Consider the following 25,219-nt stretch of genomic DNA (forward strand, 5'->3'; position numbering starts at 1 on the left):
GTCGACCATCCGGCGTTCACCTTCCGTTCGCCGAAGGAGACATTTTTGGGGTTGCGTATCGCAAATAAGGGGCTTAACTTTCCATTAGCCCCGGAAGCCGGGGGTGCGGCTCCCCGCCTTTAAGGCTGGAGTTTCCGCACAGATCAAGGAATTTCAACGACCATGACGGCATCCCTGGGTGAGCCCCCGCCTTTCAGGTGCGGATCACGCTGCGTCCAGGGCTGAGCATTCATCGCGTCGGCAACGCCGAAAGGGTTGCCGGTCCGCGCTCTTACCGGCGAGTCGACCGCGACGGACAAGTATTCCCGCTGCGGCGGCGAATCCATGTCGTCCTGGTGTGTTGATCTTCCGCAGAAAGTTCCAGCTTTTCTGAGGAGTGGTGAGTGAACAGAACCATGAGGCCCGCGCGTCTTGGACGACTGGGCTCCGCGTCCGCGGTGGTCGCTCTCGCGGCGACCATGCTTGTCGGCGCTCTGCCGAGTGCGAGCGCCGACGAGGGACCGTACACCGACGACACGTCGATGACGGCCACCGACGCCGAGAACCAGGCGCGGGTGGACGGGGACGCGATGTGGGCGCCCATCGAGGAGATCGCCTGGGAGTCCTCGGCGCTCGACTACTACACCGACGCCACCACGGGCAAGCCGGTGCTGGTCTTCCCCGCCGACATCGGCGCCACGGAGGAGAAGTCGGCCAAGGACGCGATCGCGACCCAGTCGCCGAACTCCGGCATCACCTACAAGAAGAGCGCCCGGTTCGACACCAGCGAACTGCAGGGAATCATCCAGTTCATCCAGGACAACCGCACCAACCTGCCGTCCCTCCCCTCGCTGACCCTCGACTACGACCCCGCGACGGACCTGATCAAAATGGGCACCGACGCCACCCCGGCGGAGATCACCGCGATGGTCGGCGAGCATGTGGCCGATGTCGTGGTCGAGACGGGGGTGACCGCCACCGCGGAGGCCAACCGCTTCGACGACTACGTCACCTACCTCGGCGGCGTCGCGCTCACCAACAAGGTCGGCCTGTGCACCGCCGGCTACGCGCTTGAGACGGACTCACGGCGGTACATGACCACTGCGGCGCACTGCTACAAGGAGACCGAGGCGGTCTGGAACCAGAAGGACACCGCGGACTTCAGTGCCAGCAACCAGGTCGGGTCGGTCATCGCCCGCTACACCAACATGGACACCGAGGTGATGTACCGCAACGCGGCGCCGCTGGCCGGCGCCTACACCGGTCGTCTGTGGAGTGGCGGGACGAAGTACAGCACCGCCAACATCAGGGTCGCCGGCACCACCACCGTCTGGGCAGCCATGGAGAACCTCCACGTCAGCGGGCGCAGCACCTACCAGCACACCAACCACCGCGCGGACGACATCAACTTCAACATCTGCTGGAGCGGCAGCGACGCCTGCATCGGCGACAACAACGGATTCACGTACGACCGGGGGCCCTGCAACTGCGCGTCGAAGACCGCGGGCGGCGACTCCGGCGCCCCGATCTTCCTGGTGAGCAACCAGAACACGGCCTTCATCGCCGGCCACCACGCGGGCTCGATCACCTGGAGCAACGGCAAGTACCGCATGGTCGGAGTCAAGGCCACCGCGGTGATGCGCAACACCGGAGCCCACATCCTCAACAAGCTCTGAGCCGCACCACACCGGCCGCACTACCGCACAGCCGGTGACAGCCGTCCGCCGGAGCGCCCCCACCAGGCGCCCCGGCGGACCGGCGCACCCGCAAGGCATCCCCGGCCCTGCCTCCGTGCCACGACCTCCCCGTGCCACATCTCCCTCTCCGAGAACACAGAGAAAACACAATGCGCCGTCTTATCCCGCTGTCCGCCATTCCGCTGCTGCTCTCAGTGGCCGCCTGTTCCGCAGGTGGGCCAGACCTCACCGCACATCCGGACGTCCCGCTCCCGATGGTCACCACGGGCAAGGCTTTCGGCGAGGAACCGACGCTTGACCGGGGCAAGGGTGACCCTCCCAAGAAACTGATGACCACGGTCCTCAGCAAGGGCTCTGGTCCGGTCCTGGCCAAGGGAGATCCGTTCGAGGTCAACTACATCGCGCAGGAATGGACCAAGGACAAGCCCTACGAGAACACCTACGACGTCAAGATCCCGTTCTCGGAGACCATCGGCACCGGCGATCTGATCGCGGGCTGGGATCAGGGCCTCGTCGGCCAGAAGGTCGGCAGCCGCATCGAGATGGTCATCCCCCCGGAACTGGGCTACGGCGAGATGGGCCAGGCAGGTGTCTCCGAAGGCGCGACTCTGGTCTTCGTCATCGACATCGTCAAGGGAGCAGCGGTACCAAGCTCCGCCAAGGGCACCAAGGTCGCCAAGGACGATCCTGGCCTCCCCACGGTCGGCACCAACACCGACGGCAAGGAACCGGACCTGGAGGTCCCGCGGACCAGGGAGGCTCCCAAGCACCTCCTCTCCAAGTACGTCCTGGAGGGCGACGGTCCGGTGGTGAGGAAGACCGACACGGCGGTGGTGAACCTGGTGGGAAGAGTGTGGGTCACCAACGCCGAGTTCGACAGCAGCTACGACCGGGGGAAGGTGCGGGTCATGCCCTTGTCACAGGTGACCATCAAGGGAATGACCGACGGGCTGGTCGGCAAAAAGGTCGGCAGCCGCGTCCTGCTCGTCATCCCTCCCGGCCAGGCCCTGGGCGACGGGGAGTCACCGCTCATCCCCAAGAACTCCACCCTCGTCTTCTCCATCGACATCCTCGCCACGATGTAGACGCGCCGGCTCCGGCTGCGGACAACCAGCCGTGACGCGGCTTCGCGTCCAGGAAGTCGACGCCTTGCGATCGTCCGTGCACCAGCATCAGAGGTTCTCCGACCACCAGGAATGCATCCGTCCCATCGCGCAGAACAGATTGAGGTCTCGCACATGACTCTCAGCAGACGCCAGGCCCTCGCCACCGCGGCCGCCGCCGGAACCGGCCTGGGCATCACGTCCTTCGGAGCATCGGCATCAGCAACGCCGTCCAGGCCCAGAACGTCCCGAGCGGGTGCGGCCGGCCGCGAGGAGACCCGAACGCTCGACGAGCTGTACCAGGCCGCGCTGGCGGAGGGTGCGAAACTCGTCATCTACGCCGGTGGGGACACGCCGACCCAGCAGGACCTCACCAAGAGCGCCTTCCTGTCCCGCTTCCCCGGCATCGAGCTGAAGCTCATCGTCGACTACAGCAAGTTCCACGACGTTCGCGTGGACAACCAGTTCGCCACCGGTACCCTCGTCCCCGACCTCGTACAGCTCCAGACGGTTCAGGACTTCGTCCGCTGGAAGAAGCAGGGCCGGCTGATGCCGTACAAGCCTGCTGGATTCTCCAGGATCCACGAGGCGTTCAAGGACCCGGGCGGCGCGTGGGTCGCGATCCAGGTGTTCGCGTTCAGCTTCATGTACAACGTCGCCGACGTGGGCGCGAACGCCCCGAAGACGCCGCAGGACCTGATCGACCCGCGGTGGAAGGGCAAGATCGCCTCGTCCTATCCCCACGACGACGACGCGGTCCTCTATCTCTACAGGCTCTACACCCAGGCGTACGGATGGGACTGGGTGGCCGCCCTCGCCGAGCAGGACGTCCAGTTCGCCCGAGGCAGCCACACCCCCGGACTGGCCGTCGGCAACGGCAGCAAGGCCATCGGGATCGGCGGCGCCGGATCGCTGACGCTGCCACCCGCCGCGCCCACCCGGTGGGTGGTGAACGGCAACCACCCGTTCATGGCCTGGGGCCAGCGGGCCGCGATCCTCGACGGAGCAAAGAACCCCACGGCGGCCAAGCTCTACCTCAACTGGCAGTTGTCCGTTGCCCGTCAGCAGGCATCCTTCAACGGCTGGTCGGTACGGACCGACGTGACTCCCGCAGGCGGTCTCGAACCCATCTGGAACTACCCGACCGCCTTCGTCGACGGCTTCCCCCGGTTCATGGCCGACCGTGCGGCGGTCGAACGCTGGAAGCAGACGTTCGCCCTGTACTTCGGCGAGGTCAAGGGCGATCCCACGCCGGGGTGGCTGGGACTTCGACCCGGCGCGTAGCTCTCCGGGCGCCAGGAAACGGTCTGGCCGGCCGGCAGCAGATCGAAGTGACGGTCTGCGAGGACCGCTGGCCAGACCGACTTTCCCGGGCGGAGCAGTACCGTGCGGCACGTCGACCTTGGGAAGGTCGGGCCGAGGCATCCGTCCCGTTCGCGTCCGGGCACCGGGACGGGCCGGTGGATCAGCCTTCTGTCGGGATGGACTGATCGATGCGGGTGGGGAACCAGCTTCCGGGACGGCCGTCAGTCCAACAGTGCGGCGCGCACAAGTCGTTGTGCGGTCATGGCATCGTGCGCGGCCTGGGCCTCGCGGAGTCTGTCGAGCGGGATTCGAGCAGCTTTGTTCTCCAGCGCACGGATGGTGGCCACGCTTTCACGAACGGCCTCGCCAGGGTCCTCCCTATAGGGGAAGAGATCCAGTTTGAGCGGATGCGGCCAGTCCAACTGCCGGACGGTGTACAGGAACTCCAGAGTCTCGACGAGGTGGACGGCGCCGACGGTGAGGTCGTCGTCCCACTCCCGGTAGTTGTCGTCGAGTTCGATGTCGACAAGCCGCCCCATGCTGTGAGTGAGAAGGAGTGCCTCGGCCGGGTTCTCCTTGGCGAAGAGGGAGTGCCCGAAGTCGACCACGAGGCCGACGTTGTCCACTCCCATGCTCTCGATCGCGAGCAGGCTGGTTGCCGCCGTGCTCCAGAACAGCCGGTTGCGCGGCTCCTTGAGCTTGTACTCGATCGCGAAAGTGACCTCGGGGAAGTTGCGGGCCACATCGCGGATGCCCTCGATGGCGTGTCGGCGCAGCGTGGCGTAGTCCACCTGGAACGGATAGTCGTAACCATCCTGACCGGGCCAGAACTTGACGTATCTGGCGTCGAGGTCACGCGCCACCTCCACGGACTCGTGCGCGAGGTCGAGGGCGGCCTGCCGGGTGGCGGGGTCGGCGCTGCTGAATGATCCGGAGCGGAATCTCCGGTCGTAGATGACAGGAGTGATGTTGGTGGTTGTCAGGCCGTGGTCGGCAAGGGCCTTGCGGACGTCGTTGACGGTGACGCCCTCGTCGAAGGGATAGTTCAGGTCGAGCGCTGTGAGCTCTCCGGACAGGCCTGCCAACTCGATGGCCCGCAGCGTTCCGATCGGAGGCCCGTACCCATCCGTGGCGTAGCGGTCGATGACGCGCCCGAAACTCCACAGTCCGCCGGCGAAGGTACGGGTTGACATAACAGCCTCCTGAATATGCATTCATGGTCTGCACGTTTACCGCCTCACTCACTGCCTCGGAACGTAGATCCGACCAGGAGCCGCGTCAAGGCTGCCGCAGAGATCGAGTTCTCCCCAATATGCGGTTCGCCACGGCCCAAATCGGATGCGGTCTGGGGCTTCCCGCTTTCCCTGCGGTCCCGGGTATTGACGGCCCTCCGTTCAGTACCCCACCATCGCGGCACATAGAAAATCATCTCTGAATGGATATTCAGATGCTGACCGCTGACGCAGCTGTTGTCGATCACTACCGAGATCTTCGGCGGACCGTGCGCGACGGCCACCCGGCCCACGCGCTCCAGGAACTGCGCTCCATGTCCACAGCGGTGCGCCTGCGCATCGTGAACATGATCGACCAGGCCCAGCTCGGTCACATCGGCGGAGATCTGTCCGTGACCGACATTCTCGTGACGCTGTTCGGCACCGTCCTCGACGTCGACCCCGACGACCCGCACGCCCCCGGCCGCGACCGTCTCATCCTCAGCAAAGGACACTGCGCAGCCGCCCTTTACGCGACATTGGCCCACTGCGGCTACTTCCCTGTGTCAGAGCTGGCCACCTTCATGGCGCCGCTCTCCCCGCTGAACGGGCATCCGGACCGCCGCAAGGTCCCGGGAGTCGAGACCAACACGGGCCCTCTCGGTCACGGCTTCCCTGTTGCCGTGGGGTGCGCACTCGCGGCCACGATTCGCGACGAGACCTGGCGCACGGTCGTTGTGCTCGGCGACGGCGAGTTGCAGGAGGGCAGCAACTGGGAGGCCGCCATGACCGCGAGCCACTACGGGTTGACGAATCTCACCGCGGTAGTCGACCGAAACCGGCTCCAGCAGGGCGCCAGGACCGAGGAGACCAAGGCGCTGGAACCACTCGCAGCGAAGTGGAAGGCATTCGGCTGGGAGGTACGCGAGGCGGACGGACACGACCATGCCGCACTGATCGACGCGCTGAAGCCCGCCTCGACCGGGAAACCCCTGGTCGTCCTGGCGTACACCGTCAAGGGCAAAGGTGTTTCCTTCATGGAGGACCAAGCCGAATGGCATCACAGGGTGCCCGACAAACGCCAGGTACGTGCCGCGATCAAGGAGCTGTCCCGGTGACGGAATCCACTGTGCCGACCGCCCTTTGGAACCGCGGAGCCCCGGACATCGAGTCTGCCGTGTACGACTGTCGGCAGGTCTTCGCGGAGGAACTGGCCGCTCTCGCACGCAGGGATCCACGGGTCGTGGCCGTCTGCAACGACTCGGTCGGCTCCAGCAACCTCGTCGCCTTCCGCACGGAGTTCCCCGATCGGTTGATCAATGTGGGGATCGCCGAGCAGGACCTGGTCGGTGTGGCCGCCGGCCTCGCCAACGCCGGCATGATTCCGTTCGTTTCGGCAGCCGGTCCCTTCCTGACGGGGCGAGCCCTGGAACAGATCAAGGCCGACTGCGCATACAGCGGCCAGAAGGTCGTCCTGTGCGGCCAGAGCCCGGGTATGGCCTACGGCGAACTCGGCCCCACCCACCACTCGGTCGAGGACCTGTCCTGGCTGAGGGCCATCGCGGATCTCGCTGTGCTCGTGCCCACCGACCGTGAGCAGACCCGCGCCGCCCTGCGCTGGGCCCACGCGACAGTAGGCCCCGCCTATCTGCGCATCCCCCGCTTCAAGGTGCCCGACGTCATCCCTCCCGGAGCTCCCTGTGAACCAGGGAGAGCCCTGACTCTGCGGCAGGGGGACGACGTGACCGTCATCGCGATCGGCACGCTGGTCTCCCGCGCCCTCGATGCCGCTCGGACACTGGCCGGAGAAGGCATCTCCGTACGCGTACTCAACACGCCCTTCGTCGACCCGTTGGACGATGACGCAGTCCTGGCAGCCGCGTCCGAGACCCGCGCCATCGTGACGGCCGAGGAGGCCACGCTCAGCGGTGGTCTCGGCGCCGCCGTCGCGTCGCTGGTCGGTCAGCATCACCCGGTTCCCCTGAGACTTCTCGGCGTGACGGGCTTCGCGCCGACCGGCTCCACCGGGTTTCTGCTCGAACACTTCGGTCTGACTGCCGACGGCATCTGCCGCGCGGTCAGGAGTGTGCTGTCGCCTGCGGTCAGGGAGTCACAGCCATGATCCGGGACGATCCACTGATCCTCGCGGTGGACCAGGGCACTTCGGCCACCAAAGCCGTGCTGACGGACCGCTCCGGTGCTGTCCTGGCCTCGGCCTCGGTCCCGCTGACCGTGGCTCATCCCCGGCCCGGATGGGTGGAACAGTCCGCACAAGAGATCTGGCACAGCGTCACGGCAGCGGTCGGCCAGTGTCTGGCGGGTCACGAACCCGACCGCGTCGTGGGGCTGGGGCTCAGCACACAGCGCGAGTCCGTCCTGCTCTGGGACCGGTCCACCGGCACGCCGCTCGGGCCCATGCTCGGCTGGCAGGACCGGCGTACGGCAGAGGCGTGTGCCGAACTGCTTCGCTCGGGTGCGGGTCCCCATGTGCGTGCGGCCACCGGCCTGCCCCTCGATCCGATGTTCAGCGCGTCGAAAGCGCAATGGCTGCTCGACGCCCACGACCCGCAACGCATCCGCTCGCGACGCGGGGAACTGTGCCTGGGCACGGTCGACTCCTGGCTGCTGTGGTGCCTCGGCGGTACCGGCGAGCACGTCATCGAGGTGGGCAACGCCGCACGTACACAGTTGCTGGACATACATGCGCGGGACTGGGACGACGGGCTGCTGAGTCTCTTCGGTGTGCCGCGTGCGGTATTGCCCCACGTCGTGCCGTCCACCGGCCCCTTCCCTCCGGTGCGGGGCCTTCCTCCCCTTGCGGACGGGACTCCGGTGACAGGGGTACTCGGTGATTCTCACGCCGCGCTGTACGGGCAGGGGATCTTCACACCTGGACCGGTGAAGGCAACCTACGGCACCGGGTCGTCGGTCATGGGGCTGGTCGACGAGCCGGAGAAGGTCGTCGCGAACCAGGAGCTCTGCCTGACCATCGCCTGGGACGACGGTGAGCCCGCCTACGCGCTGGAAGGGAACATCCGGTCCTCCGGGGCCACCTTGCGTTGGCTCGCCGAACTGTTCGGACACACAGAGGACGAACTCCTCGCCCGCGCCGCGGCAGACGCGGGCGGAGTCCACCTCGTACCGGCCTTCGGTGGGCTCGCCGCACCCTGGTGGGACGCTGGGGCAACCGGCCTGATCAGCGGCCTGGGTTTCGGTACCGGACTGCCCGAACTCGCCTGTGCGGCACTGGAGTCGATCGCGTTCCAGGTCGAGGACGTGGTCGCGGCGGTGGAACGCATGACGGGCCCCGTACCCGTCATACGCGCCGACGGCGGCCCGAGCGGCAACACCAGGCTCATGCAACTCCAGGCCGACCTCTCGGGACGTACGGTCGAAAGCCCTCGTACCCACGGCCTCTCCGCGTGGGGTGCCGCGAGTCTCGCGCGCCACGCCCTCGGGCTCGGTCTCCCGCACCTGCCCACATCTACGGACCGGGTGTCGGACGTGTACCGGCCGCGTGGAACGCCCGCCGGCCGGGAGCGACGGGTACTGGCCTGGCATCGGGCGGTTGCTTCTTCACGAGTGAGGTCCGCGCCATTCGTTGCCGGCCCGACGGCGGGGAACCGGGATGAATGACCGTCCAGGGACACAGCGGTCCTTTCTCCTGGACTCGTCGCCAGGAGCGGTCAGTAGGGTGCCGGACATGTCCCAGTCCCATGACCTCATCGGTGCGGAGTCCGTAGACAGACTCCGCCTCATCGTCCGGGTCGCCCGCATGTACCACGAGCGCGGCATGCGCCAGTCGCAGATCGCCGAGGCCGTGGGTCTGTCCCAGGCCGGTGTGTCGCGGCTCCTTCGCCAGGCGGTGAAGCTCGGTGTGGTGCGCACCGTGGTCGTTTCGCCCGTGGGGATCCACAGCGAACTGGAAGAGGCGGTGGCGGACCGGTACCGGCTCACGGACGTCGTGATCATCGACGGGGACGATCTGCTGGAGCACCCGAGCAGTATGACGCGCGCGCTCGGATCGGCCGCGGCGTCCTATCTGGAGACGGCGTTCCGTGCGGGAGACCTGATCGGTGTCTCGACCTGGAGTGAGACGCTGCTGGCCGCCGCGGAGGCGATGCAGCCGTCCAGACGTCCCGTCGCGGACAAGGTCGTACAGCTGATGGGCGGCATGGGCGATCCGCGGGGGCAGGTGCAGGCCACCCGACTGACCGTCAGGCTCGCCGATCTCACCGGGGCATCGCCGCTGTTCGTCAGGGCCCCGGGACTGGTCGGATCGGCCGAGGCACGGCTCTCGCTCCTGCATGACCCCTCGGTGCGCGACGTGAGCGAGGCATGGCAGCGGCTGACCGCCGTGCTCGTGGGCATCGGCAGCGTGGAGCCGTCGCCGCTGCTCCAGCTGAGCGGCAACGCGGTCGCCGAGGAGGAACTCGATCGGCTGCGTGCCCTGGGCGCCGTGGGCGACATCTGCCAGCGCTTCTTCGACGAGAACGGTGTGCACGTCGACGCCGGACTGGGAGAACGCACTATCGGCATCCCCGTGGACCAACTGCGCACCGTACAACGCCGGATCGCCGTCGCCGGAGGAACGCGGAAGTACGCGGCTGTACGAGCCGCGGTCCGCGGACGCTGGATCACGGCTCTGGTGACCGACATCAGCACCGCCAGGCAACTGCTCGACGAACCCTAGCCCCACGAACGGGGCATCCGATCAGGGACAGGAGCACAACAGCCATGAGCACTCCTCACAACGAGGTGGGGGAACCGACCTCCGCCTGGTGCCCGGCCGAGATCACGTTGACCGCTGAGCGGGAGTACGACCGTCCCTACGCCGACGTGGCGGTGTGGGCCGAGTTCACGCACACCTCGGGGAAGGTCGTGCGCCGCCCCGCCTTCTGGGACGGCGGTTCCACCTGGCGCCTGCGTTTCGCCGCCCCACTCACAGGTGGCCGCTGGACCTGGCGGAGTTCGAGCTCGTCGGCCGACCCGGGACTGGCGGGCCAGCGGGGTGAACTGACGGTCTCGGAGCGCCCCGACGAGAGCAACCGTTTCCGCAGACACGGCTTCTGGCGGATGTCCCCGGCCGGCCGCAACCTCGTCCACACCGACGGCACGCCCGCGCTTCTGGTCGCGGACACAGCATGGGCCCTCCCCTGGCGAGCCACGGAAGAGGACGTCCGGATCTACGCGGCCGACCGGCGTGCCAAGGGCTTCAACGCCGTCCTGCTGATGAGTGTGCAGCCGGACATGGGCGTGCGAGGACCGCGGGACCGTACTGCGGACGGCGGATTCGGCGTCGCCTTCGAGGATCTGCCGGACGGACACCTCAGCGAACTGAATCCCGGCTACTTCCAGTACCTGGACCGGCTCCTCGGCATTCTGGCCGAGCACGAGATCGTGCCGGTGCTTCAACCGGTCTTCCAGGGCTACGGATGGAAGGGGCAGAAGGCTGCCGGAACAGTCGTACCGCCCGAGGAGTACGCCCGCTACTGCCGCTACCTCGTCGCACGCTATGGCGCGAGCCCCGCTGTCTGGCTGGTGGGCGCCGACGGCAGCGGCGAGGATCCGCAGACCGCCGCGGGAGGCGAGGAGATCGAGCGGTGGGACGGGTACGGCCAGCCGTGCGGCATCCACTACCGGCCGTACGCGTCCAACCGTGTCCATCAGGCGGCGCGGTGGCTGGATTTCCAGTGGTGCCAGACCGGTCACCGCGGCGAGCACGCGCCCGAACGCCTCACCGACATGTGGCGCAACGGGCCCGCCAAGGGCGTTGCCAACGGCGAACCGACATACGAGAACTCCGGTGAGAGAGGCAAGGGCGCCGGCTGGTGGCAGGGTCACGAAGCCTGGAGCAATCTGTGCGCCGGCGGCACCATGGGCGTCGTCTACGGCGCGGGCAGCCTGTGGCAGTGGCGGCTGCATCCGGACGAGCCCGGCCATGAGCCGTTCTTCCTCGCGGACGGTGCCGGGTGGCGCGAAGCACTGGATTTCGAGGGCTCACGCTACGTCGGCCTGGTCGCGCGGATCCTCGAAGGCCTGCCGACCACCGACATGCGGCCCAGCTGGGAGGTGTCCCTGTCGCCACGGGGCCTGCTCGTTCCCGGTGTCCTGTACGTCGCCTACGGCGAGCACGGCGGGCCGCTCGGAATCAGGGACCTGACCGGTCGGCAAGTACCGCGCTCGTACCGGGTGGTGGATCCACGTACCGGCGAGATCACCGGCAAGGGGGTGCGGACCGCAGACGTGGAGTACATCCCCGACGACGGGGGCGCTCCGAGGATCTACATCTGTCACGACGGCTGAGCCCACCCGGTCCATGGAGTGTCGAGGCAAGGGAACCGCCCGTCGACTCGATTGAGGTGGGCATGACATTAGAGCCCGTCGAAGCTCCCTCGCCCTTTGTCCTTGTCGGCCGGTCCTGTCGACTCCTCCGTATCCACCCACCGGCGCACACCTCACAGGCACCACCACCCCGAGCACAAGGAGCCCATGACAATGACGTCAGCACCATACGGCCGCGCCCGCAGAGTCCCGTCCGCCGCCGCCACGGTCACCGCGATACTCCTGCTCACCGCCACAGGCTGCGGCGACTCCGGAACCGGCGGGTCCGGCTCCGAGGGGGAGGGAACAGGGACGGTTGTCTTCTGGGACAACAACGGCGGTGTGCGCACCGACAACTGGAAGAAGATCATCACCGAGTTCGAGAAGAAGTACCCCGACATCAAGGTGAAGTACGTCGGTGTGCCGATCGCCGACGTGCAGTCGAAGTACGACACGGCGATCCAGGGCGGCGGCCTGCCCGACGTGGGTGGGGTGGGCACGGCCTATCTCGCCGGTCTCGTCGCGCAGAACGCCCTGGAACCGGTCACCGATCGCATCGAGAAGAGCGGCCTCAAAGGGAAGCTGGTCACCGGAATGGTCACCAGCGTCCGCGCCGCGGGCGGCAGCGAGGACCTGTACGAAGTCCCGACCTCCGCGAACATGGGCACCCTCTGGTACCGCACCGATCTCTTCGAAGAAGCGGGCCTGCAGCCACCGACCACCTGGGAGAACTTCTACAAGGCCGCAGCCACTCTCACCGACGCCAAGCGGAACCGTTTCGGATTCACCATCCGCGGCGGCGCAGGCTCGGTGGCGCAGGCGCTGGAGATGATGTACGGCCAGTCCGGCATCGACACCTTCTGGAACGGCGACAAGACCACCGTCAACGACCCGAAGAACGTCAAGGCGCTGGAGAAGTACGTCGCCCTGTACAAGAAGGCCACACCGGCTGCCGACGTGAACAACGACTTCGTCAAGATGGTCGCCCAGTTCGACCAGGGGCAGATCGGCATGCTCCAGCACAACCTCGGCTCCTACGTGGACCATGTCAAGGCATTCGGGAAGAGCCGGATCGAAGGCATACCGACGCCGCCCTCCACCCCGGGTGGTCCACGTACGCCGGTCTCCAACCCGGTGGACGGACTGGGACTGTTCAAGTCGAGCAAGAACAAGGCCGCCGCGTGGAAGTTCATCGTGTTCGCCGCTTCCGCCGAGATGAACAGCTTCTCCAATGAGGCGGCGGGCGGTGTCCCCGCGAACACCGACGCCGCGGACGACGCGTGGATCAACAGTGCCAAGCCCACGAAGACGGCCATGGAGGCGCTCAACGACCCAGCCACGAAGATCGTGCAACTGCCGTACTACCTGCCCGACTGGAACACGCTCAGCAAGGCCGACACCGAACCGATGTTCCAGAAGGTGCTGCTCGGCAAGATGTCCGCCCAGGAGTTCGCGGACATGCTCGCCGAGAAGCTCAACACCGCGCAGGCGGACTACAAGAAGCACAACAGCTGACGCCGACCGGTCGGGCCGGTGATGCCGCACGTTGCCCCGGCCGGGCCGCTCCTCGACGCCATCTCCTCCTGGTCCGATCGCCTCTCCGCCCGTTCGCCCCCACGTATGAGGAGCCGCAGCGTGTTCGCGAAGTCCCGCACTCTCGCCGTGTTCGTACTGACCTGCTGCACCACGACTTTGGGTCTCACCGCACCCGCTTCGATCGCACAGGCCGGCGTTCGGCCGCCGTCGCCCGGCACAGCGGTGCTGCAGCCCGGTGACGGCTGGGCCTCCGAGGGGGCCGGCACCACGGGAGGCTCGGCCGCCGACGCCGCTCATGTCGTCACGGTCCACAACCGTGCCGAGCTCGTCTCTGCTCTCGGCAACGGCGACAGCACTCCGAAGATCATCCAGGTCCGGGGGATGATCGACTTCAACACCGCCGCCGACGGCACCCGGCTCACCTGCGACGACTACGCCACCGGCGGCTACACACGTGCCGCCTACCTGGCGGCCTACGATCCCGCCACCTGGGGAAGCGCCTCTCCCGCAGGACCGCAGGAGGCCGCACGTGTCGCCTCCCAGAAGCGCCAGGCCGCCCGGGTGAAGGTCCGCGTCGGCTCGAACACCACCATTGTCGGCCTGGGCAAAGGCGCCACTCTGCGCGGGGGCAGCCTGACCGTGCAGAACGCCGACAACGTCATCGTCCGGAACATCGATTTCAGCAACGCGTCGGACTGCTTCCCCGCCTGGGCTCCGAACTCCGGATGGAAGTCGGAGTACGACAACCTGGAGATCACGTCGTCCCGGCACGTCTGGATCGACCACAACACCTTCAGTGACGGCGATGAGCCGGACACCTCGCTGCCTCACTACTTCGGATACATCTTCGAGAAGCATGACGGGCTGCTCGACATCGTCCGGGGCAGCGACCTGGTCACCGTCTCCTGGAACGTCTTCAAGGACCACGACAAGACCACGCTCGTGGGAAACAGTGACGGCGCGGCGGCGACCGACTCATCGAGGCTTCGTGTGACGCTGCATCACAACCTGTACAAGGACGTGGGCCAACGTGCTCCCCGAGTGCGCTTCGGCAAGGTAGACGCCTACAACAACCACTACGTGGTCTCGCCGACGTCCTCCGGTGCATACGTCTACAGCCTGGGGGTCGGCTACCAGTCCCAACTCGTCGCGGAGGCCAACGCTTTCACCGTCCCCCGGAGCATCGGCCTGGGCAAGGTCATCAAGAGCTGGAGCGGCACCTCCCTGACTGTCCGGCAGAACTATGTGAACGGAGTCGAGACGGATCTGCTCACGCTCCACAACGAGAGCTTCCCCTCCGAACACCTCGACGACGGAGCGGGATGGGCGCCCACCCTGCGCCTCCGGGTGGACTCTCCGTCAGCGGTGCCCCGGATCGTCTGCCGCCATGCGGGGGCCGGCCGGATCTGAATCGCGACCAGCCCTCCGATCAGCACCAGGAAATTCGCTCACCAGAACGACGAACCGGATCGGCAGACTGGTTACGCAGAGCCGACTTGAGCGATTTGCCGTAGAACACCAGATGGGCCTGGAACTGCAAGGGGCCGATGTTCGACGTTCCGCAACGCGATGACCCCCCTCTCGAGGACGCTGCGTAAATTTAATCGAACAGATCAGGAATCCAGGGCTGTGATGGCACCCATGCCGCCATCACAGCCCTTTCCTGCGCCAAAATACATGTCCGGACATCTTGACGGACGGTCGATGCATATTCGATCGGAAGTTTCAGGAAGCGCATAAAAATTCCAATCCTCTCGCATTGCAGCAAGCGTTGACGGCGCCGTCACAGATGCGTAACCTCCGGAAAGTAAGCGCTTACCGCTCAACCTCGCATTAAGGCGATGGAAATCGCCTCCCGTTTATCCGGATGAGCGAGATGGCGGCTATCGCAGAGCTCTGGAAATTCCTGTCACATTTCTGGCCGATCCTCGGCAGCTGATCCGGAAGATTCGAAGGAGGCGCCATGACGGTAATGTCTTCATCTCGCACCACTGGCGGAGCACTGGGTCTACTCCTCTTGCTGGCGGCAGCGTTGGCACCGGCCGGCCAGGCCGCGGAGGCGGCTGCCACGCCCTTGGCCGACGGCCCGGTGGGCTTCGCCGCGGTGAACGCCATGGGGAACAACGGAACGACGGGCGGTGCGGGTGGCCCCACGGTCACGGCCACCACGGCCGAGCAGTTCCTGGAGTACATAGACACGGTCGGCCCGCTGGTGATCCACGTGCAGGGCTCGATCAACTTCTCCGGCAAGCAAGGCGTACGCCCGAACAAGACGATCCTGGGTGTCGGCTCGTCGGCCGTGCTGAACGGAGGCGGACTGGACTTCCACCGCTCCAGCAATGTGATCGTCCGCAACATCAGGTTCACCAACGCCGATGACGACGCGATCAACATCGGGCAGGAGTCGCACCACATCTGGGTCGACCACAACGAGTTCTCCGGTGCCGCCGACGGATCGGTGGACATCGTGCGGGCGGCGGACTACGTGACGGTGTCCTGGAACTGGTTCCGCGGCACGGACAAGTCGATGCTCATCGGTCACTCGGACGGCAACGGCAGCCAGGACACCGGGCACTTGAAGGTGACGATCCACCACAACTACTTCGACGGCTCGAATCAGCGGCATCCCCGCGTGCGGTTCGGAGAACCCGTCCACGTCTACAACAACTACTTCCGGGCGAACGGCTCGTACGGCGTCGCCTCCACGATGAACGCAGGCGTCCTGGTCGAGGCGAACCAGTTCGAGAACGTCGCGCACCCCTGCTACTCGGCGAGTGGCTATGCCGACTCCGGGCCCGGCCGCCTGGTGCAACGCGGCAACGGTTTCTCCGGGTCTGGCGGTTGCGAGGCCAACGGTTCGGTTGCCGAACCACGCAATTACTACGCCTACACGCTCGATTCCGCAGCTAGCGTCCCGGCCGTCGTGCGTGCCGGTGCCGGCGTCGGAAAGGTCGGATCGTAGCCGCTTCGGTCTCCAGAAATCTTCCCGTCATCGGGACGGGAGTCCGCTCCGCAGAAACAGGAAAGAGACAAGAGGGAGGAAGTCAGTGGGACTCATGAATGGTTTGTCGTCACAAAGGCTCGGACGGCGGTTGGCCGGTGTAGCCGTTGCCGTGGGTGCGGTGATAGCGGCGTCATTGGGAACGGGTCAGGCACAGGCCGCGCCCACGGACCTGGTGGGCTGGGCGACGCAGGGGGGAGGAACGACCGGTGGCGGCAGCGCCTCGACGGTGACGGTCAGCAGCGCGTCGGCGCTGAGCAGCGCGATCTCATCGGGCAGCGCGTCGGTGATCCGTGTCTCGGGGACGATCAGCTGCTCCGGGATGCTCAACGTGACCTCCAACAAGTCGATCCTGGGCAACTCGGGCGCGACGATAGTCGGCTGCGGGCTGAACGTGTCGCGGGCATCGAACGTGATCATCCGCAACCTGACGTTCCGGGACTGGAACGACGACGCGATCAACGTGCAGTACTCGACTCGGGTGTGGATCGACCACAACACGTTCTCGAACGGCTACGACGGAGTCGTCGACATCAAGCGGGCCTCCGACTACGTGACGGTGTCGTGGAACCGGGTGTTCTCCCACAACAAGGTCATGCTGCTGGGGCATTCGGACGACAACGGAGCCGAGGACCGGGGCCACTTGCGGGTGACCTACCACCACAACTACTTCGACGGCACCACCCAGCGTCACCCCCGGGTGCGGTTCGGCAAGGTCGTCCACGTCTACAACAACTACTACCGCAGCGTCAGCAGCTACGGCGTGGCCTCGACAGTGGAGGCCGGAGTACTCGTCGAGGGCAACTACTTCGAGAACACGGGTGACCCCTACCACTGCGGCGAGGGTGGTTCCCCAGCCGGTTCGCTGGCCGCCCGCAACAACTACTCCACCGGTTCCGGCGCCGGTCAGACCTGCGGCAGCGTCGGCGGTGTGCCCTACTCGTACAGCCTCGACACCCCTGCCAACGTCAAGTCCATCGTGACCGGCGGCGCGGGTGCGGGGAAGATCTCCGTCTGACCGGTCCGCTCGCGCCGGGTGGGGAAGCCGTCACCACGGGCCCCGCCCGGCGCTTACCGGCAACCTCAACCATGCCTGGGCCTCGACCCCCGGCCGTCCCGGGAATCCGGCCCATCGGGCCGCCTCATAGGGAAGCCCCTCGGCATCCGGGCTCCACCCCCAGGGAAAGGCATCCTCAGACATGTCCTCCTCCCCGCTGCCGTCACCGCCGCACCCCGCGGTCGGCTCACCCACACAGCGAAACACCGGTCAACGCCGACGCCCGGCGGATTTGACCGGGCGAGTGGGCACGCTCGGACGAACCGCGAGTCCGCTGCTCGCGCTGCTGCTCGCTCTCGGCTGCCTCGCCTGGCAGAACCCCGGCACGGCAGCGGCTGCCGGATCAGCCCATGACAACCGTCCACGCGTGCTGGTGTCCACCGACATCGGCGGCACGGACCCCGACGACTTCCAGTCCATGGTCCACCTGCTGGTCTACGCCGACCGCTTCGACCTCGAAGGACTCGTGTCCTCACCGTTCGGCCCCGGGCGCAAGCAGGACATCCTCGATGTCATCGACCTGTACGAACACGACTTCCCGAACCTCAGGACGTACAGCCGGCGTTACCCCAGCCCGAGCGCACTGCGGGCGATCACGAAACAGGGCGCGCCCGACACGCTTCATCACCCCGGTTACGGAAAGCCGACCGAAGGTTCGAGGTGGCTGGTCGAACACGCCCGCAGCAAGGACCCGCGGCCTCTGAACGTACTGGTCTGGGGCGGCATGGACGATCTCGCCCAGGCCCTGCACGATGCCCCCGACATCCTGCCGAAGCTGCGCGTGTACTTCATCGGAGGCCCGAACAAGATGTGGAGTGTGGACGCGTACGACTACATCGAGCGCGCTCACCCCGCGCTCTGGATGATCGAGGCCAACTCGACGTACCGGGGATGGTTCACCGGCGGAGACCAGACCGGTGAGTGGGCGAACGACAGTTTCGTGTCCACACACGTCACTGGCCGCGGCACCCTCGGTGACTTCTTCGCCACCTTGCTCGGTGGCACCCTCAAGATGGGCGACAGCCCTTCGGTGGGACGGCTGCTCAGCGGAAACGCCGCCGACCCGACACGCCCAGGGTGGGGCGGAAACTTTGCACGTGTCTGGGACGGACGGAAGACCGTCTTCAACCGGCTCACCACAGAAGCGGACATCGCCGAGGCATTCGGAGTCGTCGAACTGGTCCTGCCCCTGCCCAAGGGGTTCACGGACCGCAACACCGCGACGCTGTTGGTGGACAACCGCATACCGGCACCGGGCGTACGGCAGGGACACCATGTGCGCTTCCGCTTCTCGCCTCGTGACGCGAAGGTCTGGCCCTATGTGATCCAAAGCGACTTCGCGGGCCTCAACGGACAGAGCGGCAGGTTCACCGCCACGCCACCGCCCGTGGAGCGCACACGCACGCCGTCGTCCGTGCACCCCCACTGGTGGACCGACGACCCCGACCCGGCTGTGGCTGAAGGCGTCCACGCCGGCGCGAAGACCGTGAACCGGTGGCGTGTCGACTGTCTGCGCGACTTCGCGGCACGCATGCTCCGATGCGCATCACCTGCACCCGCTGAGGGACGGACCGACATGCAACGCCAGAGCCAACGGTCGTAAGACAGAACGTCGATGGCCCCGCTCTTGGACCGCCGGTCAGACTCCGGCAATGGTGGCGCCGGAGATCCTGCCTGTGTTCTCGGGAGAGGCGAAGGGCCTGTGACCCTGGTCAGCGGGTGCGCTGCGTCAATATGGTGAAGATCAGGACCAGCACCCCGACGAGGAGTGTGAGGAGGTCCACGGCCTCTCCGAGGAGCACAACGCTCCATCCGAGTGTGAGAACGGGTTGGGCGAGTTGCAGCTGACCCACCCGTGCCACGCCACCTCGGGCGAGCCCCGCGTACCAGGCGAAGAACCCGAGGAACATGGAGAAAAGGACGACGTAGCCGAGCCCCAACCACGCTTCGGGGGAAGCGGCGCCAGGGTGGGTGACGGCGGCGACAGCCACGGTGAGGGGGATGCCGAGGGGTAGCGACAGCACCAGTGCCCAGCAGATCGTGCGTGCCCCGCCGAGTTCGCGGGCCACGACGCCGCCCTCCGCGTAACCCAGCCCTCCGAATATGACGGCCAGGAGCAGGAACACGTCGGCCAGTTGCAGCCCCGCGTCGACTGAACCACTCATCACCACGAACACGAGGACACTGGCCAGACCGGCCGAGCTCGCGCACCAGAAACGGATCCCCGGACGTTCGCCGCCTCGCAGCACCGCGAATATGGCGGTGGCCGTCGGTAGCAGGGCAGTGACGACGGCGCCGTGCGAGGCGGTCTGTGTGGTGAGGGCGAGAGACGAGAACACGGGGAAGCCCACCACGACTCCCGTCGCGACCACGAGCAGTCTACGGACCTGGGAGGGGCGTGGCAGCGGAGCCCTGGTCGCCATGAGGTAGGCGAGCGCGAGAATTCCGGCTCCCAGCATGCGGGCGAAGGCGACAAACCACGGATTCATGTCGCCCACCGCAACGCGTGTGGCAGGCAGGGTCACGCTGAAGGACAGTACCGCGGTGGCGCCAAGGAAGAGGCCCGCGTTCCTGCCTCCGTCCTGCCGCGGTTCGGCGGCATGTCGGTCCTCCGGGTCGTCCACTCCCTGCCGCTCCGAAACCGCTCCAGCCCGTCCACCGCGAGACGGTCCGCCGTTCGGTTTCCCCACGTTTGCCGCGGGGTCGGCCGTCTCGCCGACGGAGACGTTCGTGTCTTCAGTCATGTCCTTCTCACTCGACTCATGTCCGCGCCGATGCCGGCGTTCGGACCGTGCCGCTGGGTACCGTGCGCCGGTCGGCCCACGGGTGGCGACCTTCGTTGGCCCCGAGAGACCGCCACCCGTGGACAGGGTGGTCAGGAACTCTCCGAGGACTCCACGGGAAGGCTTTCGCTGCGCCAGTACTGGATGCCTCCGATCAGCTCCTTGGCACTGATCCCGTGCTCGGTGAGCTTGGCGGCAGCCTTGGTGCCGGCGTTGCAGCCTGGGTTCCAGCCGTAGACGACGTAGGTGACGTCGGGGTCGAGCTGGGCTGCGGCCTCCTTGTCGATGGAGGCGTGCGGCATGTTCACAGCTCCGGGGATGTGCGCTTCCGCGTACGCCTCGGGTCCGCGCGGATCGATGACTGCAAAACCCTTGACATCGTTCTGGATGTCATGCCAGACATCCGACGAGTCGGTCTCGTGACGCAGCCTGGCGGCAAAGTACGGGTGCGCCTCACCCGCGGGCAGGGGCTGTGCCGCAAGGATCTTGGATTGCGCGACTGACATGGTCTTCTCCTTCGTCGTCCGGTTCGCTTTCTGCATCCCGGTTCGTGTTGGTGTCGGTGCTTGCGTTCAGGCCACGGTCATCGGCACTGTGGGGCTGCACTCCCGCTCGGCCTCCGCGACAGCGGCGTCGAGGATGCCCAGTGCCGCATGGAGGAGGTCGGCGGTGATGTTCAGTGGGGGCAGCAGCCGGATGACAGCGTCGTCACGGCCTCCCACCTCGACGATCAGGCCGCGCTGCAGGGCGGCGGCCTGCACCGCTCGCGCCAGTTCGCCTCCGGCGGGCCCGGGGCCCGGGTGACCGAACTGGATCCCCCACATCAGCCCGAGCCCGCGAACGTCGGACACAGAGGTCGAGCGCATGCCCAACTTCCCCAGCCCGGCTGCGAGTTCGGCTCCCCGCCGTTCGACGTTGCCGAGGATGTCATCCCGTTCGAAGACGTCGAACAGTGCGCTCCCGGTGGCGAAGGCCAGTTGGTTGCCACGGAAGGTGCCGGTGTGCGCGCCGGGAGCCCAGGTGTCGAGTCGTTCGTCGAAGATGACGATACTGACTGGTAGCCCGATCCCGCTCAACGCCTTTGACAGCAGCACGACGTCCGGTTCGATGCCGTACTGCTCGAAGGCAAGCCATGTACCTGTGCGGCCACAGCCGGTCTGGATCTCGTCGACGATCAGAGGGATGTCGAGGCGGCGGGTCAACTCACGTACGCGCCGGACGAACTCGAGATCCGCCGGTATGACCCCGCCCTCCGCCTGAACGATCTCCATGAGAACCGCGGCGGGCCGGGTGATGCCCCCGTTGGGGTCTTCGAGCGCGGTTTCGAGGAAGGTCGCACAGTTCACCTCACACGTGCACCGCATGAGCCCCATCGGGCAGTTACTGCAGTTGGAGTAGGGCAGGAAGTGCACACCCGGCATGAGGTTGCCCACGGGATTCTTCTGGCTGAGCAAGCCGGTCACCGACATCGCGCCCGTCGTGCAGCCATGGAATCCACCGCGAAATGTGATGATCTCCGACCGACCTGTGGCGGTCTTGCACAGCTTGATGGCCGCCTCGACCGCGTTCGCACCCGTTGGCCCGCAGAAGTGGATCTTCATGCGATCACCCATCGCGCCCGGCAGATGGGCGAGCTGCCGCTCAGTGAAGCGGTCCTTCGCCGGGGTGGGAAAGTCAAGCCCGTGGACGAACTCCGCCATCTGGGAGCGGGCGATATCAACCAGTTCCGGATGATTGTGCCCCAGGGGTAGCACACCCGCTCCGGACAGAAAGTCGATGAACACATTGCCGTCCATATCCTCTATGAACGGCCCTTGTGCCCGACGAACGGCTATGGGCAGACGCCGAGGGTAGGAACGGGCGTTGGACTCCCGCGCCTCCTGCCGTTCGAGCAACGCCCGCCCCTTCGGCCCGGGGACCGGCGTGGCTCTGACCACCTCAGTGAGCGGGCGCATGAGCAGTCTCCGTCCGCCACTCCGCGGACCGCTTCCGGAGACTCTCGGCGAGCGTGGTGGCCCTCACGGACAGCAGGCTGAAGGAACCCGCGTCGCCCATGCCGTGCGAAGACTCGCACAGCCCGTTGAGGTACAGCGGCGGCTCGTCGGGGTCGGTGAACGCGAGGGAGTAGTCCTCCTGTACGAACACCGAACCCTGATCGTCGTAGACGAAGCGGTCGGCAAGGTCGTGAAGCAAGGAGGGATACGGCTCCCGGGCTGGGCCCCTGCCCAGATTCTTGAACCCGGTGGCGACGACGACGAAGTCGAAGGTCTCTGCAACGCTCTGCCCCTGGTGAACTTCGCGGACCGTGAGCGTGACCGAGTCCTCGTCGGAGGCCACGGCATCGACGGCCCGGTTCCCCAGGACATGGACCCGCTGTCGTCCGTCCAGCCGCTGTTCGTAGATCAGGCGGTACAGCTCGTGCAAGACGTCGGCGTCCGTCGAGGAGTAGTTGGTCAGGTACAGGTACTCGTTGAGGTACTTCCGGGCCTCGGCCGAGGAGTTGTAGAAGTACTGGGTGAAGTCAGGGAAGAAGACCTCTTCACTGAAGGGGCTCGTGTCCTTGAGCCGGAAGCTGGGCGACCGCAGGTAGGTGACAACTTCGGTCTCGCTGAACCGGCCGGCCAGGTCGAGCGAGATCTCGACCGCGCTCTGGCTCCCGCCGATTACGGCGACTCTGCGCGGTTCACCCTGGCCTGTCAGTCGGTCGAGGGCGAACAGGTAGTCCGATGCGTGGAAGATTCGCGGGGAGAGCTCGCCGGCAAAGGGCTCGGGAATGTACGGGGTACGGCCCGTCCCCAGGATCAGGGTTCGTCCGTGGTATTCCTCTCCCAATTGGCTGGCCACCCGGTAGCGGCGGTCCGGGCCGGTTCCTACGAGACTGACGGACGTGACCTGCTCACCGAGGCCGGCGACATGGCCGAACTGCTGCGTCACCCACGAGATGTACTTCGCGTACTCCTTGCGCAGCGGGAAGGCCGCAGGGACGTTGAGATGCTCCACCAACCTTGCCGACTCATGGAGGTAGTTGAGGAAGCTGTACCTGCTGCGGGGATTGCGCAGGGTGACGAGGTCGCGGGAAGGGTGATTCTGGATGTCCGACCGGTCCAGCAGCATCCCGGCCTGCCACAGCGGATTCGCACGGGCGTCGAGGAACCGCATTGTCAGATCTGGTGCCGTCTCCTCGAGCGCGATGGCCAGGGCCAGGTTTGCCGGCCCAAATCCCACGCCCAGTACGTCATAGGTTTCACTCACGAGCGCCTCCTGAGTAGTCCGAATGGGAGCAGAGGGAACTAGCGTCCTTCTGCGACTCAAGGCATTCCGCTGAATGGAAAGCAGATGAATCGGCCCGACGACGTGGGCCAGGGAGCGAATCCAGCGGTTGCCCGTCATTCACCTGCGGACCGAGTGAAGCATGGGGGCAACCAGCTGAGAAGTGGCTTCCGCCGATGCGCTCATCAGTTCGGCCGATAGCCTCGACAGGTACGTACTTTTGCGTCCGCTATACCTTGGATGGACGACCAGGCTACTGTGCGGTAACGAGGAGACAGGGAGAGCCTCGAGTCGACGAGGCGTGGAGTTCCATCTCCCGGGCGTGGCGCATACAACTCAAGTCGACGCAAATGTACCGAAGTGAATTAGATGATATTGGCGAACTTCACCTCAGGCCACCCAAAACGGGCAGATCGTTTAATTAGATCCCAAGGTGGGGTTCGCGCACTCGTCAAAACCTACCAAGTGATTCCGACATTACATAAAGGTAAACGAATGGGTAACTACTGGCAGCGATCCGCTGCGCCCACTTGCGCTCTCGAAGAATTACTCCAGGTGTGTATATTGAGCTTGAAAGCAGGGATGTGTAGACACCGCAAGCGGTCGCAGTGAGTGACTGGATGCACCCGTTGGATTGGGTCGAATAAATCCCGTCAGGACGCACTCTCGCCGACGGGCTCACTCGTCGACTGCTATCGGTTGTGTACGTGTTGTGTGCGTTCCATGTCCCCAGGAGTCGCGGCCATGCCTGAAAAGTCCACGCTCAGGAATCTCGACCTCAACTTGCTCCAAGTACTGGACGTGCTGCTGAGGGAGGTGAACGTCACGCGGGCCGCGGAACGGCTCGGACTCAGCCAGCCGGCGGTCAGCGGTGCACTGGGGCGGTTGCGGCGGCACTTCAACGACGACCTGCTGATCCGGCTCGGCAACCAATATCACCTCTCCCCTCTGGCGATGGAGCTCTCCAAACGTACGAGCGTCGCTCTCAGGTCCGTAGCGGATGTGTTTTCCCTCTCGTCGGCTTTCGACCCCCTCACGTCAGAACGTGAGTTCGATATCGTGCTGTCTGACTACGCCTCAGCGGTACTCGGGCAGGCCATTTCGATGGAACTCGCGGGGCGAGCGCCGAGAGCGCGCCTACGCTTGAGACAGGTGCCCACGCGGGAAGTGAAAAGCGCGACCGCCTTCTTGCGTACGCTCCATGGTGTGGTTCTTCCGCATGGCCCCGTCACCGGCCTGCCCCACATCAACCTCTACAAGGACACGTGGGTGTGTATGGTCGCCGCGAAGAACAACGAGGTCGGCGACACATTGACCACAGCTCAACTTTCCCGGATGCCGTGGGTGACCGTGCGGGAATGCCCCAAGGCCACCGACATGCTCCCCCGATTGCTGGCGTCACTCGGCGTCGTTGTCCGGGAGCAAGTGCGGGTGGGTTGCTACCGGGAGATGCCACATTTCGTCGCTTCGACGGATCGTGTCGCCTTGTTCCCGGCCCGTTTGGCCGCCAGGACCTCGCCAACGGCCGGAGTGCGTTTTCTGCCCTGCCCGCTGAACGTCGTCCCACTCGTGGAAGCGCTGTGGTGGCACCCCATGTACGAGCAGGATCCGGCCCATCATTGGTTGCGTTCGCTGGTCCACGACGCGGCCCGAACGGTCGTGGAAGATTCGGCAGCGCCGTCGGAGACACCGCCGTGTGCGCAGGCCGGCCCGACTCCGGATGGCGGGAGGTGACAGATGCTTTGGGGGCTGCTCACCGCCACGATCGCAATGAGTTGATACACGGGCTGCGACTGCAGCCCGCCTGGTGCAGACGTCCGCCAGGACCGCCGCCCGTTCACGGTCTCCGTCCGCTTGGGCCCCGCTGCGGACGATGCGCGGGTGGTGACGACGGATCGGAACAGCCCTGGGCGACCTGTGCGGTTCCCCATGCACTCCCTGCGGTCTCGCCAC

20 protein-coding genes are annotated in these 25,219 nt (G+C 66.1%); 14 read left to right on the forward strand and 6 right to left on the reverse strand.

Annotated features, from left to right (window positions below; all coding sequences use genetic code 11):
• Positions 1–383: 383 nt before the first annotated feature.
• The 3 genes from OHN74_RS38390 (at position 384) to OHN74_RS38400 (ending at position 4,063) form a co-directional block, all read left to right on the forward strand.
• Complete coding sequence (locus tag OHN74_RS38390; RefSeq protein ID WP_327699160.1) at positions 384–1,655, forward strand: hypothetical protein; 1,272 nt, start codon at positions 384–386, stop codon at positions 1,653–1,655.
• 170 nt (positions 1,656–1,825) lie between these two features.
• Positions 1,826–2,761 carry an FKBP-type peptidyl-prolyl cis-trans isomerase gene (locus OHN74_RS38395; protein ID WP_327699161.1) on the forward strand — a complete coding sequence of 312 codons (936 nt, stop codon included), beginning with the start codon at positions 1,826–1,828 and terminating at the stop codon, positions 2,759–2,761.
• 153 nt (positions 2,762–2,914) lie between these two features.
• Positions 2,915–4,063 carry an ABC transporter substrate-binding protein gene (locus OHN74_RS38400; RefSeq protein ID WP_327699162.1) on the forward strand — a complete coding sequence of 383 codons (1,149 nt, stop codon included), beginning with the start codon at positions 2,915–2,917 and terminating at the stop codon, positions 4,061–4,063.
• Positions 4,064–4,305: 242 nt separating this feature from the next.
• Here OHN74_RS38400 and OHN74_RS38405 read toward each other — a convergent pair whose 3' ends face one another.
• Positions 4,306–5,277, reverse strand: coding sequence for a sugar phosphate isomerase/epimerase family protein (locus OHN74_RS38405; RefSeq protein WP_327699163.1), 972 nt, complete (start codon positions 5,275–5,277; stop codon positions 4,306–4,308).
• Between the two features lie 254 nt (positions 5,278–5,531).
• Here OHN74_RS38405 and OHN74_RS38410 point away from each other — a divergent pair, with 254 nt between their 5' ends.
• From OHN74_RS38410 to OHN74_RS38445, 8 genes are all read left to right on the forward strand, one after another.
• On the forward strand, positions 5,532–6,413 hold the full coding sequence (locus OHN74_RS38410) for a transketolase (RefSeq protein WP_327699164.1): 882 nt from the start codon (positions 5,532–5,534) through the stop codon (positions 6,411–6,413).
• Complete coding sequence (locus OHN74_RS38415; RefSeq protein WP_327699165.1) at positions 6,410–7,417, forward strand: transketolase family protein; 1,008 nt, start codon at positions 6,410–6,412, stop codon at positions 7,415–7,417. The genes OHN74_RS38410 and OHN74_RS38415 overlap by 4 nt, the downstream gene beginning before the upstream one ends.
• Entirely contained in the window at positions 7,414–8,931 is a 1,518-nt protein-coding gene (locus OHN74_RS38420; RefSeq protein ID WP_327699166.1) for an FGGY family carbohydrate kinase, read from the forward strand. The genes OHN74_RS38415 and OHN74_RS38420 overlap by 4 nt, the downstream gene beginning before the upstream one ends.
• A gap of 67 nt (positions 8,932–8,998) precedes the next feature.
• Positions 8,999–9,988, forward strand: coding sequence for a sugar-binding transcriptional regulator (locus OHN74_RS38425; RefSeq protein WP_327699167.1), 990 nt, complete (start codon positions 8,999–9,001; stop codon positions 9,986–9,988).
• Positions 9,989–10,032: 44 nt separating this feature from the next.
• Positions 10,033–11,601 (forward strand): apiosidase-like domain-containing protein, encoded by a 1,569-nt coding sequence (locus OHN74_RS38430; protein ID WP_327699168.1) that lies wholly within the window; start codon positions 10,033–10,035, stop codon positions 11,599–11,601.
• A 186-nt stretch (positions 11,602–11,787) separates the two neighbouring features.
• The gene (locus OHN74_RS38435) at positions 11,788–13,134 is read left to right on the forward strand and encodes an ABC transporter substrate-binding protein (protein ID WP_327699169.1); all 1,347 of its coding nucleotides are present in this window, start codon (positions 11,788–11,790) and stop codon (positions 13,132–13,134) included.
• Between the two features lie 105 nt (positions 13,135–13,239).
• Positions 13,240–14,565, forward strand: coding sequence for a pectate lyase family protein (locus tag OHN74_RS38440; protein WP_443060512.1), 1,326 nt, complete (start codon positions 13,240–13,242; stop codon positions 14,563–14,565).
• A gap of 562 nt (positions 14,566–15,127) precedes the next feature.
• Positions 15,128–16,117 (forward strand): pectate lyase family protein, encoded by a 990-nt coding sequence (locus OHN74_RS38445; protein WP_327699171.1) that lies wholly within the window; start codon positions 15,128–15,130, stop codon positions 16,115–16,117.
• A gap of 186 nt (positions 16,118–16,303) precedes the next feature.
• Here OHN74_RS38445 and OHN74_RS38450 read toward each other — a convergent pair whose 3' ends face one another.
• A complete protein-coding gene (locus OHN74_RS38450) occupies positions 16,304–16,486 on the reverse strand; it encodes a hypothetical protein (protein WP_327699172.1) in 183 nt (60 codons plus the stop codon).
• A 1-nt stretch (position 16,487) separates the two neighbouring features.
• On the opposite strand from OHN74_RS38450, the gene OHN74_RS38455 reads away from it, so the two are divergent.
• A complete protein-coding gene (locus OHN74_RS38455) occupies positions 16,488–17,174 on the forward strand; it encodes a pectate lyase family protein (protein WP_327699173.1) in 687 nt (228 codons plus the stop codon).
• Positions 17,175–17,457: 283 nt separating this feature from the next.
• Complete coding sequence (locus OHN74_RS38460; RefSeq protein WP_327699174.1) at positions 17,458–18,816, forward strand: DUF1593 domain-containing protein; 1,359 nt, start codon at positions 17,458–17,460, stop codon at positions 18,814–18,816.
• A 109-nt stretch (positions 18,817–18,925) separates the two neighbouring features.
• Here the strand turns inward: OHN74_RS38460 and OHN74_RS38465 are convergent, their stop codons facing one another.
• The 4 genes from OHN74_RS38465 to OHN74_RS38480 all read right to left on the reverse strand — a co-directional run bounded on the left by OHN74_RS38465 (position 18,926) and on the right by OHN74_RS38480 (position 23,248).
• The gene (locus OHN74_RS38465) at positions 18,926–19,957 is read right to left on the reverse strand and encodes a DMT family transporter (protein WP_327699175.1); all 1,032 of its coding nucleotides are present in this window, start codon (positions 19,955–19,957) and stop codon (positions 18,926–18,928) included.
• Positions 19,958–20,088: 131 nt separating this feature from the next.
• Positions 20,089–20,502 (reverse strand): rhodanese-like domain-containing protein, encoded by a 414-nt coding sequence (locus OHN74_RS38470; RefSeq protein ID WP_327699176.1) that lies wholly within the window; start codon positions 20,500–20,502, stop codon positions 20,089–20,091.
• A 66-nt stretch (positions 20,503–20,568) separates the two neighbouring features.
• Complete coding sequence (locus OHN74_RS38475) at positions 20,569–21,951, reverse strand: diaminobutyrate--2-oxoglutarate transaminase family protein (protein ID WP_327699177.1); 1,383 nt, start codon at positions 21,949–21,951, stop codon at positions 20,569–20,571.
• Positions 21,935–23,248, reverse strand: coding sequence for a lysine N(6)-hydroxylase/L-ornithine N(5)-oxygenase family protein (locus OHN74_RS38480; RefSeq protein WP_327699178.1), 1,314 nt, complete (start codon positions 23,246–23,248; stop codon positions 21,935–21,937). The genes OHN74_RS38475 and OHN74_RS38480 overlap by 17 nt, the downstream gene beginning before the upstream one ends.
• A gap of 762 nt (positions 23,249–24,010) precedes the next feature.
• Here OHN74_RS38480 and OHN74_RS38485 point away from each other — a divergent pair.
• On the forward strand, positions 24,011–25,000 hold the full coding sequence (locus OHN74_RS38485) for a LysR family transcriptional regulator (protein WP_327699179.1): 990 nt from the start codon (positions 24,011–24,013) through the stop codon (positions 24,998–25,000).
• The last annotated feature ends 219 nt before the right edge of the window (positions 25,001–25,219 follow it).

The sequence above is a fragment of the Streptomyces sp. NBC_00459 genome (genome assembly GCF_036013955.1).
Taxonomy (GTDB): Bacteria; Actinomycetota; Actinomycetes; order Streptomycetales; family Streptomycetaceae; genus Streptomyces.